The following is a 15,954-nucleotide window of genomic DNA, read 5'->3' on the forward strand; positions in this document are numbered from 1 at the left end:
CTCATTGACGAACACAGGGTATTGGGTAAATGGCAAAAATCATCGTGGTGACCTCGGGCAAGGGCGGCGTGGGCAAGACGACGACGAGCGCGAGCTTTGCGTCCGGTCTCGCGCTGCGCGGCCACAAGACGGCCGTGATCGACTTCGACGTCGGCCTGCGCAACCTCGATCTCATCATGGGCTGCGAACGCCGCGTGGTGTACGACCTCGTGAACGTGATCCAGGGCGAAGCGAACCTGAACCAGGCGCTGATCAAGGACAAGAAGTGCGAGAACCTGTTCATCCTGCCGGCGTCGCAGACGCGCGACAAGGATGCGCTGACGCGCGAAGGCGTCGAGAAGGTGCTGAACGACCTCGTCGCGATGGACTTCGCCTACATCGTCTGCGATTCGCCGGCCGGTATCGAGGCAGGCGCGCTGCACGCAATGTACTTCGCGGATGAAGCGCTGATCGTCACGAACCCGGAAGTGTCGTCGGTGCGCGATTCCGACCGCATTCTCGGCATCCTGTCGTCGAAGACGAAGCGCGCGACCGAAGGCAAGGATCCGATCAAGGAACACCTGCTGATCACGCGCTACAGCCCGAAGCGCGTCAGCGAAGGCGAGATGCTGTCGCTCGAGGACATCAGCGAGATCCTGCGCATCAAGCTGATCGGCGTGGTGCCCGAGTCGGAAGCCGTGCTGCATGCATCGAACCAGGGTCTGCCGGCCGTCCATATCGACGGCACGGACGTTGCGGAAGCGTACAAGGACGTCGTCGCGCGTTTCCTCGGCGAAGACAAGCCGCTGCGCTTCACCGATTACCAGAAGCCGGGCCTGCTGCAGCGCCTCTTCGGCAGCAAGTAACGGAGGCCGTCCATGTCCATCCTTTCGTTTCTCCTCGGCGAGAAGAAAAAGTCCGCATCGGTCGCGAAGGAGCGCCTGCAGCTCATCATCGCGCACGAGCGCGTCGGCGGCCGTCCGCCGGCCGATTACCTGCCGGCGCTGCAGAAGGAGCTGGTCGCGGTCATCTCGAAGTACGTCCATATTTCGAACGATGACATCCGCGTGAGCCTCGAGCGCCAGGACGATCTCGAAGTCCTCGAAGTGAAGATCGAGATCCCGCAAGCCTGACCGTTGCGGGTATCCCTCCGCACGGCGGCACTCGCCGCCGTGCGCGTCTTACGCCCTGTTGCACTTTCGGGCACGCCGTAACACGGCGTCTGTCGGCCGTAACCGCACCTCCCGCATTGAACGAATACGCTCGCGTAACTTGTTCAACCAGGAGGTTGTGATGGCTGTCTCTACTGTTCAACGTCGTATCGTTTCGCTCGCCCTGTTTGCCGCGGGCCTGTCAGCCGTCGTCGCGCCGTTTGCCGCGCATGCGGACGAGATTCTCGTCGGCACGCCCGTGATCGTGCCGCAGGGCCGTGTGGTCGTCGCCGAGCCGGTCGCCGTGCGCACCGAGGAAATCGTCGTCGTCGCGCCGAATGCGCCGCCGCCGGTGCGCTACGAGGTCGTGCCGGCCTCGCGCGTGGGCTACGTGTGGGATCGCGGACACTGGCACTGGGAGCATGGCCGCTACGTGTGGATCGGCGGCCACTGGGAAACCGAGCGCGTCGGCATGCAATGGGTGCCGGGCCATTGGGACCAGCGCGGTCCGAACTGGTTCTGGACCCGTGGCCACTGGGCGTAATGGAGGCGTGCGATGAAAAGAACCGCAATCGCCATCGCGCTCGTCGCGATCACGCTGGCCGGATGCATCGTCGTGCCGGCGCGGCCCGTGTACTACCGGCCGGCACCCGTCGTGATCTACTGAGCGTCGCGTGAACCGGGCTGCGCCGGGCCGTTCGTCCCGGCTGCGGCCGGTTCGTCGTCGTGCGGTGCCGGCGCATGCGCGGCGCCTTCGGCCGGCGCGGAGCCGGGGGGCGCTTCACCGCCTTCGTCGCGCAGCGTGTCGAGCGGGTCGGCGGGCGCGGCGGCCGCATCCTGCGGCTCGGTGACGCCGGTTACCACCGTGGCGCTCGCTGCGGTGGCAGCAGCCGGTTCCGCGGCCGCGACGGGCGGCGCGAGATAACGCTGGGCGAGCGTTTCGTAGAGCGGCGGCGCGAAAAAGCGCGATACGCGGCTCGACACCAACGCGGTGGCCATCAGCGAAATCACGAGCGCATGACCGTTGATCATCTCCATCACGATCACGAACGACGTGATCGGCGACTGCGTGACGGCCGCCATGTAGCCGACCATCGCGAGCGCGATCAGCATCGGCAGGCTCATGTTGCTGAACACGATGTGAAGCAGGTTGCCGAACCCCGCGCCGATCGACAGCGACGGCGCGAAGATCCCGCCCGGGATGCCCGGCAGGTACGACGCGACCATCGATATCATCTTCAGGAACGGGTAGAACACCGACAGATGCTGGCTGCCGTCGAGCAGGCCGCGCGCCTCGGCGTAGCCGCTGCCGAAGGTCGTGCCGCCCGATACGAGGCCGACGACGGCGATCGCGAAGCCGCACAGCGCGGCGAACGTGATCGGCCGCTCGCGGTACAGGCCGAGCAGCCGCGCGGGCAGCCAGCGCCCCGTGTTGAGCAGCAGCCAGCAGAACAGGCCGCCAGCGATCCCCGTCACGATCGCGGTGACCAGCACGGCGAGCGCCAGCAGTTTCGGGAAATGGGGGCCGGCATCGATCGTGCCGAAATACGTGTAGTTGCCGTTGAGGCCGAGCGCGACGACGCCGGCGAGGATGATCGCGGTGATCAGCACGCCGCTGGCGCGCGCGGAGAAGCTGCGCGTCAGCTCCTCGATCGCGAACACGATCCCGGCGAGCGGCGTATTGAACGCAGCCGACAGCCCGGCCGCCGCGCCGGCGAGCACCAGTTGGCGTTCGATCTGCGCGTTCGAGCGCGGGTAGAAGCGTCGCAGGTTGAACATCAGCGCCGCGCCGACCTGCACGGTCGGCCCTTCGCGGCCGATCGTGAAGCCGCCCAGGATGCCGAGGAACGAGACCAGTACCTTGCCGAACAGGATGCGCAACGTCAGCAGCCGGGAGCCGAACGCACTCGGGCGCGCATGCAGTGTCGCGATCACCTGCGGGATGCCGCTGCCCTCGGCGCCGCGGAAGAAGCGGCGCGTGATCCATACCGACACCGCGGCGATGGCCGGCGTCAGCAGCAGCGGCAGCCACGCGGCGTGGTCGCGCATCGTGCGGAAAGTTTCGTAGCCCCAGTCGATCAATCGCGCGTAAAGTACAGCCGCGAGGCCAACGACGATCGCGCCGAGCCAGAAAACACCGTACTGGCGCCAGATTCTCAGCGAACGACGGGTGAGGGCGGGAAACAGGGCGGGAAGGGCGGGGCGTGGCATCGACGCGGGCCGGTAGGCAAAGACCGGATTATAAAAAGAACCGGATGCAGGCGGGGCGCGAGAATGTTCCCGAAAGGAGATGCATTTTGTTGCAAAAGTAATTTTCACGTAATGTTCGCGCATGTAACCATCGTTAGCATGCCAAATTGGCCCGCTTATCCCCACACATCGTGAAACGTATCCTCATCGTGAAAGTGACGTCGCTCGGCGACGTTGTCCAGACGCTACCCGTCGTCGCGGATCTGCATCGCGCCTTTCCGGGCGTAACGGTCGACTGGGCGGTGGACGAATCGTGCGCGGAAGTCGTGCGCTGGCATCCGGGCGTCAGCAATGTCCTTTGCGCGCCGCTGCGCCGTTTCAAGAAGCTGCGCAATCGCGGTGACCTGAAGGCGATCTCGGCGTCGATCGGCGCACTGCGGAGGCACCGCTACGATGCGGTGATCGACCTGCACGGCGTCTACAAGAGCGCGATCATTTCGGTGCTGGCGCGCGCTGCGCGCCGCGTCGGCTACCAGACGAAGGATCTCGGCGAAGCGGGCGCACGCTTCGCGTATTCGCATCGGTTCGGCCCGCGGCCGGACTGCGACGCGTGGCACGGGATGCGCGTGAGCGCCGGCGAGGCGCTCGGCTACGCGCCAGAGGGTATCGCCACGTACGGCATCGTCCCGCCGCAGGACGTGAACCTGCCGGCGGCCGTGACCGACGGCTCACCGTTCATGCTGCTGTTCCATGCGACGTCCAACCCCGACAAGAAATGGCCGCCCAACCACTGGGCCGCGCTCGCCACGCAGATGATGGCGCGCGGCGTGCGCGTGCTGTTGCCGTGGGGATCGGCTGCCGAGCACGACGATGCGCAGGACATCGCCGCGCGCGCGCCGGGGGCGGTCGTGCTGCCCGCGATGACGGTGCGCGAGCTTGGCGCGGCGCTCGGCCGGGCTGCGCTCGTGGTGGGGGTCGATACGGGGTTCGTGCACATGGCGCACGCGCTGCAGCGGCCGACCGTGATGATTTTCGTCGCGACGTCGCGGCACCATTGCGGCATCGGCGGCGCACCGAACGCACTGTCGATCGGCGAGCCGGGCACGATGCCGTCGGTCGACGAGGCGCTGGACGCGATCGATGCGGTCGGCCCGGCCTACGGCGCGCTGCGCGCGCGGCTGACCGCCTGACGAAGCGGGGCGCGGCGGTTCAGGCGAGCAGTGCCTCGACCGTGATGACGGCGGCAATCGCCGCCAGGTTCGCCAGCAGTGCCTCGAACACGAGGCCGCGCCACGTCTTCGGACGGAAGCGCAGCGCGAGCAGGAGCGCGCCACCCAGCGCGAGTGCGAGGATCAGGACAAGATCGGCATTGCCGAGGCGGATGTTCATGGCGGCGGCTCCTTCGGGGCAGGATCCCGGGGCGCGCAGCGGCGCCCCCGGGATCGAGTATAGGCAGCGCCGGCCGCCGCACAACCCGGGTCGCCCCGGAGTCTCAGACGAGCGACGCGTCGCGCGTTTCGCGCATCAGCAGCACACCAATCAGGCTGATTGCTGCAGCAACCGATACATAACCGCCGACCCATGACAGCCCGCCGCGCGCCGCCAGCAGTTGCGCGATATACGGCGCGATCGACGCACCGAGGATCCCGCCGAGGTTGTACGCGACGCCCGCGCCCGTATAACGGACGTTGGTCGGGAACAGTTCTGGCAGCAGAGCGCCCATCGGCGCGAACGTCACGCCCATCAGGAACAGCTCGATCGTCAGGAACAGCGCGACGAGCGGCATCGAGCCGCTGCCGAGCAGCGGCTCCATCGCGAAACCCGACAGCAGGGCGGCGATCGCACCCACGACGAGTACCGGCTTGCGGCCGAAGCGGTCCGACGCCCAGGCGGAAAGCGGCGTCGCGAGCCCCATGAACACGACCGCGAAGCACAGCAGGCCGAGGAAACTCTGGCGCGGAATGTGCAGCGCCGACACGCCGTACGACAGCGAGAACACCGTCGAGATGTAGAACAGCGTGTAGCAGACGACCATCGCGAGCGCACCGAGCAGCGTCGGCTGCCAGTGTTGCGTGATGAGTGTCGCGACCGGCACGCGCACGCGCTCGTTGCGATCGAGCGTGGCCTGGAACGCGGGTGTTTCGGTGATCTTGAGCCGCACGTAGAGGCCGAGCGCGACGAGCACCGCGCTGACCAGGAACGGGATGCGCCAGCCCCAGCTGCGGAACTGCTCGTCCGACAGCGACAGCGCGAGCGCGAAGAACAGGCCGTTCGACATCAGGAAGCCGACCGAGGGCCCGAGCTGCGGGAACATCCCGAACCAGCCGCGCTTGCCCTGCGGCGCGTTCTCGGTCGCGAGCAGTGCCGCGCCGCCCCATTCACCGCCGAGGCCGATCCCCTGGCCGAAGCGCAGCACGCACAGCAGCACCGGCGCGAGCGTGCCGATCGCGTCGTAGCCGGGCACGAAGCCGATCGCGGTGGTGGACACGCCCATCACGAGCAGCGACGCGACGAGCGTCGATTTGCGGCCGATGCGGTCGCCGAAGTGCCCGAACAGGAACGACCCGATCGGGCGTGCGATGAACGCGATACCGAACGTCACGAACGCGGACAGCGCCTGTGCGGTAGCGGAGCCATGCGGGAAGAAGACGGGGCCGATGACGAGCGCGGCGGCCGTCGCGTACACGTAGAAATCGTAGAACTCGATCGCGGTGCCGATGAAGCTCGCGAACACGATGCGCCGGTGGCTGACGGCGCCGGCCGAACCGGTTGCGTGTGCAACGGTCGGGGGGGATGCGGACATGGATGTCTCCGTTTTGTCGTTGGGGCGGTCGGCTGGGCGTGCGGTCGGGCAGGCGGACGCCTGCCGGGGGCAGCCGAGCGGATGAAGCGGTGGCGGCGTGGACGCGCGCCGTGGCGCGGACGTCACTCGCCGGTCGACGATGGAGACGGGTACGTCGCCGCCGCCCGGTGCCGGCGTGGTCGGCTCGCATGCCGGATGGGGCGCGCGAACGCGCGCGCGGCGTGATGGCCGCGCGATTGCGGAAAATTATAGCCAGCGCCGCCGCGCACCGGCAATCGCGGGTCGGCGGCCGGTCAATCGATCGATTGCGCCTGCGCCGACGCGGTGCTTTGCAACTGGAAGTGGCCGTCGTCGTTGAAGAGCCAGCCTTCCATCATTTCGAGCCGGCCGTTGCCGTCGAGCAGTCGCGACGGTGGTGGCGGCAGCGGCGCCGAGCGGCGCAGCGACGCGAGCGCGAGCGCTTCCGCTTCGCGGTCGCCGTTGCTGCGATAGACGGACGCGTTGACGAGCCGGCCGCTGCCATCGACGGTGAAGGCCACGACGACGAGCGACCGGAGCATCGCCTGCGGCGTGCCGTGCAGCATGCCGGACGGGTTGCGTTCGGCGACACGCTGCGCGACTTCGACGCGGTACTGGTCGAGGTTGCCGCTGCGGGTGATCGATGGAATCGTCAGGATCGAATGCAGTGACGGAGGCGGCGTGATCGTGCACGCCGCGAGCATGGCGACGGCGGCCAGCGCAACTGCACGCAGCCGGTCGACGCGCGGACGGGGAAGGTGGCGCATGGGAGGCTAGCCAGAAGTGACTATAAAAAAATGATAGGCGCACGGACGCGAGCCGATATCGGGAGAAACGCATAACGGGCGATGCCGGACGATGCGATCGCTGATGACGAGCAGGCGTGCAACCGCGCATCGTGATGTGACGTGACATGTGGCAGCACGCTCGAGCGGCTGCCATGCGTGTGCATCCCGGCGTGCGTGTTGCAAGGTTGAAAGAAAGGCACGGAACGCGATTGGCGCGCAGGCACGTGGCGACGGTCCGGCCGGGCGCGGCGATGGCGGCACGCAGCACCGCTGCCGACGCCCGCGCAATCGTCGGCGATGCGTGCCGCCCGGTTCAGAAGCCGTGCGTGACGAGCGACAGGATCGACAGGTCGGGGTGCGTGCCGTCGATGATGCTCTTGCCGATGTGCACGGCTTCGTGGACGGCTTCATCGAGGCTCGCGAAGCTTTCCTCGCCGTCCGCGTGGAATGGCACCGCGTGGCCGGGCAACGCGGGATTCGCGCCCGGATGGCACACGTAGCCGGTGTAGGTGTAGCGCGTGTCGCTGCCGGGCACGGTGGCCGGCACGACATGGACCTCGAAGCCTTCGTAATCGACGTGTTCCGTCGGTGTCGACAGTTCGGTCATGGCGATCTCCGTGTACCGCACGCAGGGGTGGCGCGCGCGGCATCGAGTACGCGGCGGCGGTCGTGTCGCCGTGTTGATCGAATTCTAGGTGATCGGGCGGCCGGAGGGGAGGCTTCCGGCGCGGTGCGGCGCGGTGCGGCGCGACGGCGGGCCGCCGCCCGTACCCGCGGCTCAACTGCCGCGCGGGCCCCGGCACGAACGCACGTGCCGTTGCGACGGACGGGTTCGCGCGCGGCGCTGCATCATTGTTTGCAGCGTGCGTCCTTGCGTTGCACGACGATGATTACCGGGTATTTCTGGCCGTGATCGAGCTCAACGCGCGCCACGACGGTCAGCGTCGCTGGATCGGAATCGTCGTACACGCTGACCTGTTCGTTCCGGAGATAGGTCACGCCGGTGCAGTTCGATGTGCGTCCGTCGTCGCCCACCTTGCACTGGAGGTCGTTGTCCTTCACGTAGTTGTAGGGTGACGGGCTCGCGAGGTATTCGCTCAGGCCGCGCGGCGAGCCGCCGACGCCGGTTACGTAGGCGATCGCGCACGACGCTTGCGCGTCGCTGCCGGAGGCGGTGTCGGCCGTCGCCTGCGTGCTGACGGTAACCAGCAGCGCGGCGAGCGACGAAACGATGAAGGGCTTCATGACGTGGGTTTCCCGTTTCGCGAATCGGAGCGCCGGATTGTAACGGCATCCGGCGTGACGCGTCGGAACGTGGGGGAAGGGCGTGCGGGGGCCAACAAAAAACCCCGTCATTCGGTGAATGGACGGGGTTTGGCGAACTTCCTGGCGGAAGCGGTGAGATTCGAACTCACGGACAGTTTCCCGTCGCCGGTTTTCAAGACCGGTGCCTTAAACCGCTCGGCCACGCTTCCACACGAGGCGGCATTGTAACCGAAATGCCGCGATGGTCATTCCTTCACTCGTCGCGCAGGAACAATTCCTGCAGGTCGTTGAGGAAACGCTGGCCGAGCGGCGTCGGTGCGATCTGCGCGAAATCGCGCGCGATCAGCCCGCGCCGTTCCGCTTCCTGCAGCGCCGGCTCGATCGTGCTCATCGGCAGGCCGGTGCGTTCGGCGAAGCTGTGCACGGGGAAGCCCTCGACGAGCCGCAGCGTGTTCAGCATGAACTCGAACGGCAGGTCGCGTGCGCCGACTTCACGCTCCTCCTGCACGGCCGTGCCGGCCATCGCCTGCTCGATGAAAGTGGCCGGATGCTTGTAGCGTGCCTGCCGCAGGATCCGGTTCGGGAACGACAGCTTCGTGTGCGCGCCCGCACCGATCCCGAGATAGTCGCCGAAGCGCCAGTAGTTCAGGTTGTGCTTGCACTGATGATTCGGCTTCGCATACGCGGAAACTTCGTAGCGCCCGTAACCGGCCTCGGCCGTACGCGCGTGGATCCATTCCTGCATGTCGGCCGATGCGTCGTCGTCGGGCACGACCGGCGGGAACTTCGCGAACAGCGTATTCGGCTCGAGCGTCAGGTGATACAGCGACAGATGCGGCGGCGCGTACGACAGCGCGGTCTCGATGTCGGTACGGCATTCGTCGAGCGTCTGGTTCGGCAGCGCGAACATCAGGTCGAGGTTGAAGTTGTCGAAATTCTTCGCGGCGATCTCGACGGCCGCGCGCGCCTGCGCGGTGTCGTGAATCCGGCCGAGCGCCTTCAGGTGCGTCTCGTTGAAGCTCTGGATGCCGACCGACAGGCGATTCACGCCGCTCGCGCGGAACTGCGTGAACTTCGCGGCCTCGAACGTGCCCGGATTCGCCTCGAGCGTGATTTCGGCATCGGCGTCGAGCGGCAGCAGCGCGCGCACGTCGGACAGCATCCGGTCGAGGCCGGCTGCCGACAGCAGGCTCGGCGTGCCGCCGCCGATGAACACCGTATGCACCTGCCGGCCCCACACGAGCGGCAGCGCCTGCTCGAGATCGGCCCGCAGCGCGTCGAGATACTCGGTTTCCGGAAACCGTTCACCCTTCCACTCGTGCGAGTTGAAATCGCAGTACGGGCACTTGCGTACGCACCACGGGAAGTGCACGTACAGCGCGAGCGGCGGCAGCGACGTGAGCCGCACCTGGCCGGGCGACGTGAAGGTCGCGACGACGCGCGCGCCGGTTTCCGCGGCCTGGCTCATGCAACCTCCGTTGGCGAACGGGTATCGGGCGTGCTCATGCTTCCTCCGCGAGCCGCGCCAGCAGCGCCTTCAGCGCCAGCGCGCGATGGCTGTGCGTGTTCTTCACGGCTGGCTCGAGTTCCGCGGCCGTCGCGCCGAGCGACGGCAGGTAGAAATACGGGTCGTAGCCGAATCCGTGCTCGCCGCGCGGCGTGTCGACGATCTCGCCCGCCCAGCGCCCTTCGGCGAACAGCGGCTCGGGGTCGTCCGCATGGCGCACGAGCGCGAGCACGCAGCAATAGTATGCGCGCCGGTCGTCGACGCCGCGCAGCTGCTCGACGAGATACGCGTTGTTCGCCGCGTCGCCCTTGTCGCGGCCCGCGCGCTGCGCGTAGCGCGCCGAATAGACGCCCGGCGCGCCGCGCAGCACGCGCACGCACAGGCCGGAATCGTCGGCGATCGCCGGCAGCCCGGTGAGCCGCGACGCGTGGCGTGCCTTCGTCAGCGCATTCTCGATGAAGGTGCCGAACGGCTCTTCCGCTTCCGGCACGGCAAGGTCGCCCTGCGGGACGATCTCGATGCCGACCGTCGAGAACAGCGCGGTGAATTCGCGCAGCTTGCCGGCGTTGTTCGACGCGAGAACGATGCGCGACAGCGGGGCGATGGTGTGGTCGTCCGGCATGTCAGGCGCCCAGCACGTCTTTCTGAAGCTGCACGAGCTCGGCGATCCCGCCTTGCGCGAGGTCGAGCAGCGCGTTCATCTCGGCGCGCGAGAACGGCACGCCTTCGGCCGTACCCTGGACTTCGACAAAGCCGCCGGCACCCGTCATCACGACGTTCATGTCGGTGTCGCACTGCGAATCTTCCGCGTAATCGAGGTCGAGCACGGGTGCGCCTTCGTACACGCCGACCGAGATCGCGGCGACGTGGTCGGTGATCGGCGAGCGCGTGAGCTTGCCGGCCGCGATCAGCTTCGACACGGCGTCGTGAGCGGCGACGAACGCGCCGGTGATGCTCGCCGTGCGCGTGCCGCCGTCGGCCTGGATCACGTCGCAGTCGATGTGGATCGTGCGCGGGCCGAGCGCCTCGAGGTCGAACACCGCGCGCAGCGCGCGACCGATCAGGCGCTGAATTTCCTGCGTGCGGCCGGTCTGCTTGCCGCGAGCGGCTTCGCGGTCGCTGCGCGTGTGCGTCGCACGCGGCAGCATCCCGTACTCGGCGGTCAGCCAGCCTTGCCCGCGGTCGCGCAGGAAGTCGGGCACGCGTTCGGAGACGCTCGCGGTGCAAAGCACCTTGGTGTCGCCGAATTCGACCAGCACCGAGCCTTCGGCATGTTTCGTGTAGTGGCGCGTAAGGGCGACCTTGCGCAGTTCGTCGGCGCGGCGGCCGCTCGGGCGGGAAACGGAGGACGTCATGTGGGAATCGCGGAACGAGAGGAAACCCCGATTTTAGCGCCGAACGGCGGGCGTGCCCGGCGGGGTGGTCCGCAAAAATGGGATAATGCGCGCTTCCCGCCCCGCGCTTTACGATGCGCCGGGCGCCTCGACATATCCCCGCCCGAGAGGGCACCCAGACGGCGAGACGAACCATGATCTACAGCATGACGGGCTACGCGAGCGCGACGCGCGAACTCGCGACGGCCACCGGCAACGGCGGCACCAGCGTGTCGGTCGAACTGCGCACCGTGAACTCGCGCTTCCTCGACCTGAATTTCCGGATGCCGGACGACGTGCGCGCGTGCGAACCCGCGCTGCGCGAAATGCTGATGAACAAGCTGTCGCGCGGCAAGGTCGACATCCGGATCAACCTGCAGCGCGGCGAGCAGAGCATCGGCGCGGGCGCGCTGAACCAGTCCGCGCTCGGCCAGCTCGCCGATCTCGAGCGCTCGGTGCTCGACACGTTCCCGGGCGTCGGCCGCCTGCGCGCGGGCGAGATCCTGCGCTGGCCCGGCGTGATCGCCGAGAGCGGCGTGTCGGCGGAAGCGATCCGCGATGCGGTGCTCGCGTGCGGCAAGGAAGCGATCGGCGAGCTCGTCGTCGTGCGTTCGCGCGAAGGCGCGCAGCTGGCGACGATGCTGCTGTCGAACGTCACCGAGATGGAAGCGATCGTCGCGCGCATCACGCCGCTCGTGCCGGAGCTGATCGCCAAACATCAGCAGAAGATCGTCGAACGGCTGCAGGAAGCGCTCGGCATCGCGGCGCCCGAAGGCAGCTCGACGATCGTCACGCGCGAGGAAGCCGCGGAGCGCATTCGTCAGGAAGTGACGATGTACGGGATCCGGATCGACATCGCGGAAGAGCTGTCGCGGCTCACCGCGCACCTGAACGAAACGCGTCACGTGATCGAGAAGGGCGGCCGCGTCGGCAAGCGTCTCGACTTCATGATGCAGGAGCTGAATCGAGAAGCAAACACGCTCGGCTCGAAGGCGGCGGCGAAGGAACTCGCCGACGCATCGATGGCGCTCAAGCTGTTGATCGAGCAGATGCGTGAGCAAGTGCAAAACCTGGAGTAAAGCAACATGACGGAATCTACCCGCGACGCGCACGTGTCGCATTCGCTGCACGGCGGCGTCTATCCCGGCAACCTGTTCATGGTCATCGCGCCGTCGGGCGCCGGCAAGTCGACGCTCGTGAATGCGCTGCTGTCGAAGGACCACGACATCTGCCTGTCGATCTCGTACACGACGCGCAAGCCGCGCCCGGGCGAACAGGACGGCCGGCACTATCACTTCACGACGGTCGAGGATTTCCGCACGCGTCACGCGGCGCACGAATTCCTCGAGAGCGCGGAAGTGCACGGCAACTACTACGGCACGTCGCGCGTCTGGATCGAAGAGCAGATGAAGAACGGCCACGACGTGCTGCTCGAGATCGACTGGCAGGGCGCGCTGCAGGTGAAGAAGCAGTTCCGCAACGCGGTCGGCATCTTCATCCTGCCGCCGTCGCTCGACGCGCTCGAGGAGCGCCTGAAGAAGCGCGGCCAGGACGAACCGAACGTGATCACGCGCCGCCTGCTGGCCGCCGGCAGCGAGATCGCGCACGCGTCGGAAGCGGAATACGTGGTGATCAACGAGAATTTCGAGCGTGCGCTCGCGGAGCTCGAATGCATCGTCGCGGCCACGCGCCTGCGCTTTGCTTCGCAGTACGCGCGACACACGGAGCTGTTCATCGAGCTCGGCATCCATCTGCCCCACGCGGAATGACGCGGGGGACGAGGGACATAAGGTAGAATAAGGACTATATTCAGAAGGAATTACCAACATGGCTCGCATTACCGTCGAAGACTGCCTGAAGCAAATCCCGAACCGCTTCGAACTGGCGCTCGCCGCCACCTATCGCGCGCGGCAGCTCGCGCAAGGCCATACGCCGAAGATCGAAAGCCGCGACAAGCCGACCGTCGTCGCGCTGCGCGAAATCGCTGCCGGCCAGGTCGGCGTCGAGATGCTGAAGAAGGTGCCGGTGTAACGCGCATCCGGCCCGTTCCAGCCATGTAATCCACGCGCGCAACGACTCGACCTGGAGGCGAATATGAGCACCACCCCATCGTCCGCCTCCGCGGATTCGACCACCGAAGCCACGGCCCAGTCGCCCGCGCGCCAGTACATCGACGCGGTCCTCGAACAGTCCTTCCGGCATCTGTTCGGGCCGACCGCCACACCGGAGCAGCCTCGCAAGCACGGCGTCGTTTCGATCGCGAAACTGACGGCCGCGCTTGCCGAGTATCTCGCTCCGGAAGAAATCAAAGAGATCAAGGCGGCGTTCCACTTCAGTGACGAAGCCCACCTCGGTCAGTACCGCCAGAGCGGCGAACCCTACATCACCCATCCCGTCGCCGTCGCGGAAATCTGCGCCGGCTGGAAGCTCGACGCGCAGGCTGTCATGGCAGCGCTCCTGCACGACGTGATGGAAGACCAGGGCGTGACCAAGAGCGAGCTGGCCGAACGGTTCGGCCCGAAGGTCGCCGAACTGGTCGACGGCCTGTCGAAGCTCGACAAGATGGAGTTCCGCAGCCGCGAGGAAGCGCAGGCGGAAAACTTCCGCAAGATGCTGCTCGCGATGGCACGCGACGTGCGCGTCATTCTCGTCAAGCTCGCCGACCGCCTGCACAACATGCGCACGCTCGGCGCGGTGCCGATGGAAAAGCGCCGCCGCGTCGCGCGGGAAACGCTCGACATCTACGCGCCGATCGCGCACCGTCTCGGGTTGAACAACACGTATCGCGAGCTGCAGGACATGAGCTTCGCGAACTTCAACCCGCATCGCTACGCGACGCTCGAGAAGGCCGTGAAGGCCGCGCGCGGCAACCGCCGCGAAGTGATCAGCAAGATCCTCGAGGCCGCGCAGCGCGCGATGGCCGATGCGAAGATCGACGCCGAGATCACCGGCCGCGAAAAGACCATCTACAGCGTGTACCGCAAGATGCGCGACAAGCAGCTGTCGTTCTCGCAGGTGCTCGACGTGTACGGTTTTCGCGTCGTCGTCGACAGCCCGCTCGACTGCTACACGTGCATCGGCGCGCTGCACGCGCTGTACAAGCCCGTGCCCGGCAAGTTCAAGGACTACATCGCGATTCCGAAGATCAACGGCTATCAGTCGCTGCACACGACGCTCGTCGGCCCGTTCGGCGCGCCGATCGAGTTCCAGGTGCGCACGCGCAAGATGCACGAGATCGCCGAGGCGGGGGTCGCCGCGCACTGGCTGTACAAGAACGGCAGCGCGGATCTCAGCGACGTGCAGAAGCGCGCGCACCAGTGGCTGAAGTCGCTGCTCGACATCCAGAGCGAAGCCGGCGATTCGAGCGAATTCCTCGAGCACGTGAAGATCGACCTGTTCCCCGACGCGGTCTACGTGTTCACGCCGAAGTCGAAGATCATGGCGCTGCCGCGCGGCGCGACGGCACTCGATTTCGCGTATTCGATCCACAGCGATCTCGGCAACCAGTGCGTGGCCGTGAAGATCAACAACGAGCTGCTGCCGCTGCGTACCGAGCTGAAGAGCGGCGACATCGTCGAGGTGATCACGGCGCCGTATTCGAAGCCGAACCCTGCATGGCTCGGCTTCGTGCGTACCGGCAAGGCGCGCTCGGCGATCCGTCACTACCTGAAGACGATGCGCCTGAACGAATCGGTGCAGCTCGGCGAGCGGCTGGTCGACCAGAGCCTGAAGGGCTACGGTCTCGCGCTGGCCGATGTCGAGCCGGAAGTGTGGGAGAAGCTCGTGCAGTGGACGGGCAACAAGAGCCGCCAGGAAATCTTCGCGGACATCGGCCTTGGCCGTCGCGTGGCCGCGGTGATGGCCAAGCGCATCGAGGTGCTGATGAGCGGCCGCGATGCGGACGACGATCTGCCGAAGTCCGAGCGGCATCCCGCGCACCATGCGCCGCCGGTCGTGATTACCGGCACCGAAGGGATGTCGGTGCAGTTGTCCGCGTGCTGCCGGCCGATTCCGGGCGACGCGATCATGGGCTACATCGGCATCGGCCTGGGGATGGCGATTCATACGACCGATTGCCGCGTGGCGCAGCGTATTCATCGCCGCGATCCGGGCCGCTGGATCGACGTCGAATGGGCGCCGCAGCCGGGCCGCCTGTTCGATGTCGCGGTGAAGGCGCTCGTGAAGAACACGAAGGGCATCTTTGCGCGCGTAGCGGCGGACATCACGTCGGCCGACGCAAACATCGTGCATATCGCGATGGACGAGGATCTGACGCATGAATCGACGGTGCTGCGCTTCGTGATCCAGGTCAGCGACCGTGTGCATCTCGCGAACGTGATGCGGCGCGTGCGAACCAATCCGGACGTGATGCGGATCATGCGCGAGCGTTCGACCGACGACGGCGCGCATGCGCGTCACGACGGCGGCATGCGCATCGAGCGCGAGCGGCAGGATTATTGACGCTTGGCCAGGGCGGGCGAGCGATCGACGGCGGCCAATGGCCGCCGTTTTCATTTGTGCGGCCGGAGGAGCGAACGTGTGGCGTGGCCTGCGTTCTTCCGAAATGGGGAGCCACGCAATTGCGCGGTGCCGTGTCCAAACGAGGGAAGGGGAGGCGGAAAAGAAAAAGGGCTTTCCCGGAGGAAAGCCCTTTTAAGGTGGCGCGGCTGGCAGGATTCGAACCCACGACCCCTTGGTTCGTAGCCAAGTACTCTATCCAACTGAGCTACAGCCGCACGCAAAACAAAACTTCTACTGCTTCGAACTGAAAGGGCCTTCGGTTCAGAAGGCCCTCGAAAAAAGTGGCGCGGCTGGCAGGATTCGAACCCACGACCCCTTGGTTCGTAGCCAAGTACTCTATCCAACTGAGCTACAGCCG

Annotated in this window: 17 protein-coding genes and 2 tRNA genes; 8 read left to right on the plus strand and 11 right to left on the minus strand. The window is 66.6% G+C overall.

Translation table 11 applies throughout. The features are described 5' to 3' along the window. The first annotated feature begins 29 nt into the window (after positions 1-29). The 3 genes from minD (at position 30) to BCO18175_RS36785 (ending at position 1,674) form a co-directional block, all read left to right on the plus strand. Complete coding sequence (gene minD, locus BCO18175_RS36775; protein ID WP_174918271.1) at positions 30-845, plus strand: septum site-determining protein MinD; 816 nt, start codon at positions 30-32, stop codon at positions 843-845. A 12-nt stretch (positions 846-857) separates the two neighbouring features. Next, positions 858-1,112, plus strand: coding sequence for a cell division topological specificity factor MinE (gene minE / locus BCO18175_RS36780; protein WP_006486661.1), 255 nt, complete (start codon positions 858-860; stop codon positions 1,110-1,112). 160 nt (positions 1,113-1,272) lie between these two features. Continuing rightward, positions 1,273-1,674 (plus strand): YXWGXW repeat-containing protein, encoded by a 402-nt coding sequence (locus tag BCO18175_RS36785; protein ID WP_174988447.1) that lies wholly within the window; start codon positions 1,273-1,275, stop codon positions 1,672-1,674. Positions 1,675-1,790: 116 nt separating this feature from the next. On the opposite strand, the gene BCO18175_RS36790 is transcribed toward BCO18175_RS36785, so the two are convergent. After that, complete coding sequence (locus BCO18175_RS36790) at positions 1,791-3,341, minus strand: chloride channel protein (protein WP_174988450.1); 1,551 nt, start codon at positions 3,339-3,341, stop codon at positions 1,791-1,793. Positions 3,342-3,511: 170 nt separating this feature from the next. Between BCO18175_RS36790 and waaC the strand changes: the two genes are divergently transcribed. Next, positions 3,512-4,510, plus strand: a complete 999-nt coding sequence (waaC, locus tag BCO18175_RS36795; RefSeq protein ID WP_174988453.1) for a lipopolysaccharide heptosyltransferase I — start codon at positions 3,512-3,514, stop codon at positions 4,508-4,510. A gap of 19 nt (positions 4,511-4,529) precedes the next feature. Here waaC and BCO18175_RS36800 read toward each other — a convergent pair whose 3' ends face one another. The 9 genes from BCO18175_RS36800 to rph all read right to left on the minus strand — a co-directional run bounded on the left by BCO18175_RS36800 (position 4,530) and on the right by rph (position 11,057). Beyond that, the gene (locus BCO18175_RS36800) at positions 4,530-4,709 is read right to left on the minus strand and encodes a hypothetical protein (RefSeq protein WP_034182977.1); all 180 of its coding nucleotides are present in this window, start codon (positions 4,707-4,709) and stop codon (positions 4,530-4,532) included. A gap of 103 nt (positions 4,710-4,812) precedes the next feature. Further along, the gene (locus BCO18175_RS36805) at positions 4,813-6,123 is read right to left on the minus strand and encodes an MFS transporter (RefSeq protein ID WP_174968526.1); all 1,311 of its coding nucleotides are present in this window, start codon (positions 6,121-6,123) and stop codon (positions 4,813-4,815) included. Positions 6,124-6,416: 293 nt separating this feature from the next. After that, positions 6,417-6,908, minus strand: a complete 492-nt coding sequence (locus BCO18175_RS36810; RefSeq protein WP_174988456.1) for an energy transducer TonB family protein — start codon at positions 6,906-6,908, stop codon at positions 6,417-6,419. A gap of 334 nt (positions 6,909-7,242) precedes the next feature. Continuing rightward, the gene (locus BCO18175_RS36815; protein ID WP_174918277.1) at positions 7,243-7,536 is read right to left on the minus strand and encodes a hypothetical protein; all 294 of its coding nucleotides are present in this window, start codon (positions 7,534-7,536) and stop codon (positions 7,243-7,245) included. A gap of 242 nt (positions 7,537-7,778) precedes the next feature. Then, positions 7,779-8,174 carry a hypothetical protein gene (locus BCO18175_RS36820; RefSeq protein ID WP_174988459.1) on the minus strand — a complete coding sequence of 132 codons (396 nt, stop codon included), beginning with the start codon at positions 8,172-8,174 and terminating at the stop codon, positions 7,779-7,781. A 142-nt stretch (positions 8,175-8,316) separates the two neighbouring features. After that, a tRNA-Ser gene (locus BCO18175_RS36825) sits at positions 8,317-8,404 on the minus strand. A 44-nt stretch (positions 8,405-8,448) separates the two neighbouring features. Next, positions 8,449-9,663 carry a radical SAM family heme chaperone HemW gene (hemW, locus tag BCO18175_RS36830; RefSeq protein WP_174988462.1) on the minus strand — a complete coding sequence of 405 codons (1,215 nt, stop codon included), beginning with the start codon at positions 9,661-9,663 and terminating at the stop codon, positions 8,449-8,451. A gap of 34 nt (positions 9,664-9,697) precedes the next feature. After that, complete coding sequence (gene rdgB, locus BCO18175_RS36835) at positions 9,698-10,324, minus strand: RdgB/HAM1 family non-canonical purine NTP pyrophosphatase (RefSeq protein WP_027788105.1); 627 nt, start codon at positions 10,322-10,324, stop codon at positions 9,698-9,700. A gap of 1 nt (position 10,325) precedes the next feature. Further along, entirely contained in the window at positions 10,326-11,057 is a 732-nt protein-coding gene (gene rph, locus BCO18175_RS36840; RefSeq protein WP_122944747.1) for a ribonuclease PH, read from the minus strand. 173 nt (positions 11,058-11,230) lie between these two features. Here rph and BCO18175_RS36845 point away from each other — a divergent pair, with 173 nt between their 5' ends. The 4 genes from BCO18175_RS36845 (at position 11,231) to BCO18175_RS36860 (ending at position 15,536) form a co-directional block, all read left to right on the plus strand. After that, the gene (locus BCO18175_RS36845; RefSeq protein WP_174988464.1) at positions 11,231-12,154 is read left to right on the plus strand and encodes a YicC/YloC family endoribonuclease; all 924 of its coding nucleotides are present in this window, start codon (positions 11,231-11,233) and stop codon (positions 12,152-12,154) included. Positions 12,155-12,160: 6 nt separating this feature from the next. After that, on the plus strand, positions 12,161-12,844 hold the full coding sequence (gmk, locus tag BCO18175_RS36850) for a guanylate kinase (RefSeq protein ID WP_122944749.1): 684 nt from the start codon (positions 12,161-12,163) through the stop codon (positions 12,842-12,844). 58 nt (positions 12,845-12,902) lie between these two features. Then, complete coding sequence (gene rpoZ / locus BCO18175_RS36855) at positions 12,903-13,106, plus strand: DNA-directed RNA polymerase subunit omega (RefSeq protein WP_006025620.1); 204 nt, start codon at positions 12,903-12,905, stop codon at positions 13,104-13,106. Positions 13,107-13,169: 63 nt separating this feature from the next. Next, positions 13,170-15,536 (plus strand): RelA/SpoT family protein, encoded by a 2,367-nt coding sequence (locus BCO18175_RS36860; RefSeq protein WP_174988467.1) that lies wholly within the window; start codon positions 13,170-13,172, stop codon positions 15,534-15,536. 198 nt (positions 15,537-15,734) lie between these two features. Here BCO18175_RS36860 and BCO18175_RS36865 read toward each other — a convergent pair. Then, positions 15,735-15,811, minus strand: a tRNA-Arg gene (locus BCO18175_RS36865). Positions 15,812-15,954: the final 143 nt, after the last annotated feature.

Origin of the sequence: Burkholderia lata, from assembly GCF_902499335.1 — a bacterium.
GTDB classification, from domain to species: domain Bacteria; phylum Pseudomonadota; class Gammaproteobacteria; order Burkholderiales; family Burkholderiaceae; genus Burkholderia; species Burkholderia lata_B.

What these genes read in the sequence shown, in the direction of transcription:
- BCO18175_RS36805 (WP_174968526.1), bottom strand. Translation starts at nt 6,123, where the DNA reads ATGTCCGCATCCCCCCCGACCGTTGCACACGCAACCGGTTCGGCCGGC.
- BCO18175_RS36860 (WP_174988467.1), top strand. Translation starts at nt 13,170, where the DNA reads ATGAGCACCACCCCATCGTCCGCCTCCGCGGATTCGACCACCGAAGCC.
- rph (WP_122944747.1), bottom strand. Translation starts at nt 11,057, where the DNA reads ATGACGTCCTCCGTTTCCCGCCCGAGCGGCCGCCGCGCCGACGAACTG.
- BCO18175_RS36820 (WP_174988459.1), bottom strand. Translation starts at nt 8,174, where the DNA reads ATGAAGCCCTTCATCGTTTCGTCGCTCGCCGCGCTGCTGGTTACCGTC.
- BCO18175_RS36845 (WP_174988464.1), top strand. Translation starts at nt 11,231, where the DNA reads ATGATCTACAGCATGACGGGCTACGCGAGCGCGACGCGCGAACTCGCG.
- gmk (WP_122944749.1), top strand. Translation starts at nt 12,161, where the DNA reads ATGACGGAATCTACCCGCGACGCGCACGTGTCGCATTCGCTGCACGGC.
- minE (WP_006486661.1), top strand. Translation starts at nt 858, where the DNA reads ATGTCCATCCTTTCGTTTCTCCTCGGCGAGAAGAAAAAGTCCGCATCG.
- BCO18175_RS36800 (WP_034182977.1), bottom strand. Translation starts at nt 4,709, where the DNA reads ATGAACATCCGCCTCGGCAATGCCGATCTTGTCCTGATCCTCGCACTC.
- rdgB (WP_027788105.1), bottom strand. Translation starts at nt 10,324, where the DNA reads ATGCCGGACGACCACACCATCGCCCCGCTGTCGCGCATCGTTCTCGCG.
- hemW (WP_174988462.1), bottom strand. Translation starts at nt 9,663, where the DNA reads ATGAGCCAGGCCGCGGAAACCGGCGCGCGCGTCGTCGCGACCTTCACG.
- BCO18175_RS36785 (WP_174988447.1), top strand. Translation starts at nt 1,273, where the DNA reads ATGGCTGTCTCTACTGTTCAACGTCGTATCGTTTCGCTCGCCCTGTTT.
- minD (WP_174918271.1), top strand. Translation starts at nt 30, where the DNA reads ATGGCAAAAATCATCGTGGTGACCTCGGGCAAGGGCGGCGTGGGCAAG.
- BCO18175_RS36790 (WP_174988450.1), bottom strand. Translation starts at nt 3,341, where the DNA reads ATGCCACGCCCCGCCCTTCCCGCCCTGTTTCCCGCCCTCACCCGTCGT.
- BCO18175_RS36810 (WP_174988456.1), bottom strand. Translation starts at nt 6,908, where the DNA reads ATGCGCCACCTTCCCCGTCCGCGCGTCGACCGGCTGCGTGCAGTTGCG.
- rpoZ (WP_006025620.1), top strand. Translation starts at nt 12,903, where the DNA reads ATGGCTCGCATTACCGTCGAAGACTGCCTGAAGCAAATCCCGAACCGC.
- BCO18175_RS36815 (WP_174918277.1), bottom strand. Translation starts at nt 7,536, where the DNA reads ATGACCGAACTGTCGACACCGACGGAACACGTCGATTACGAAGGCTTC.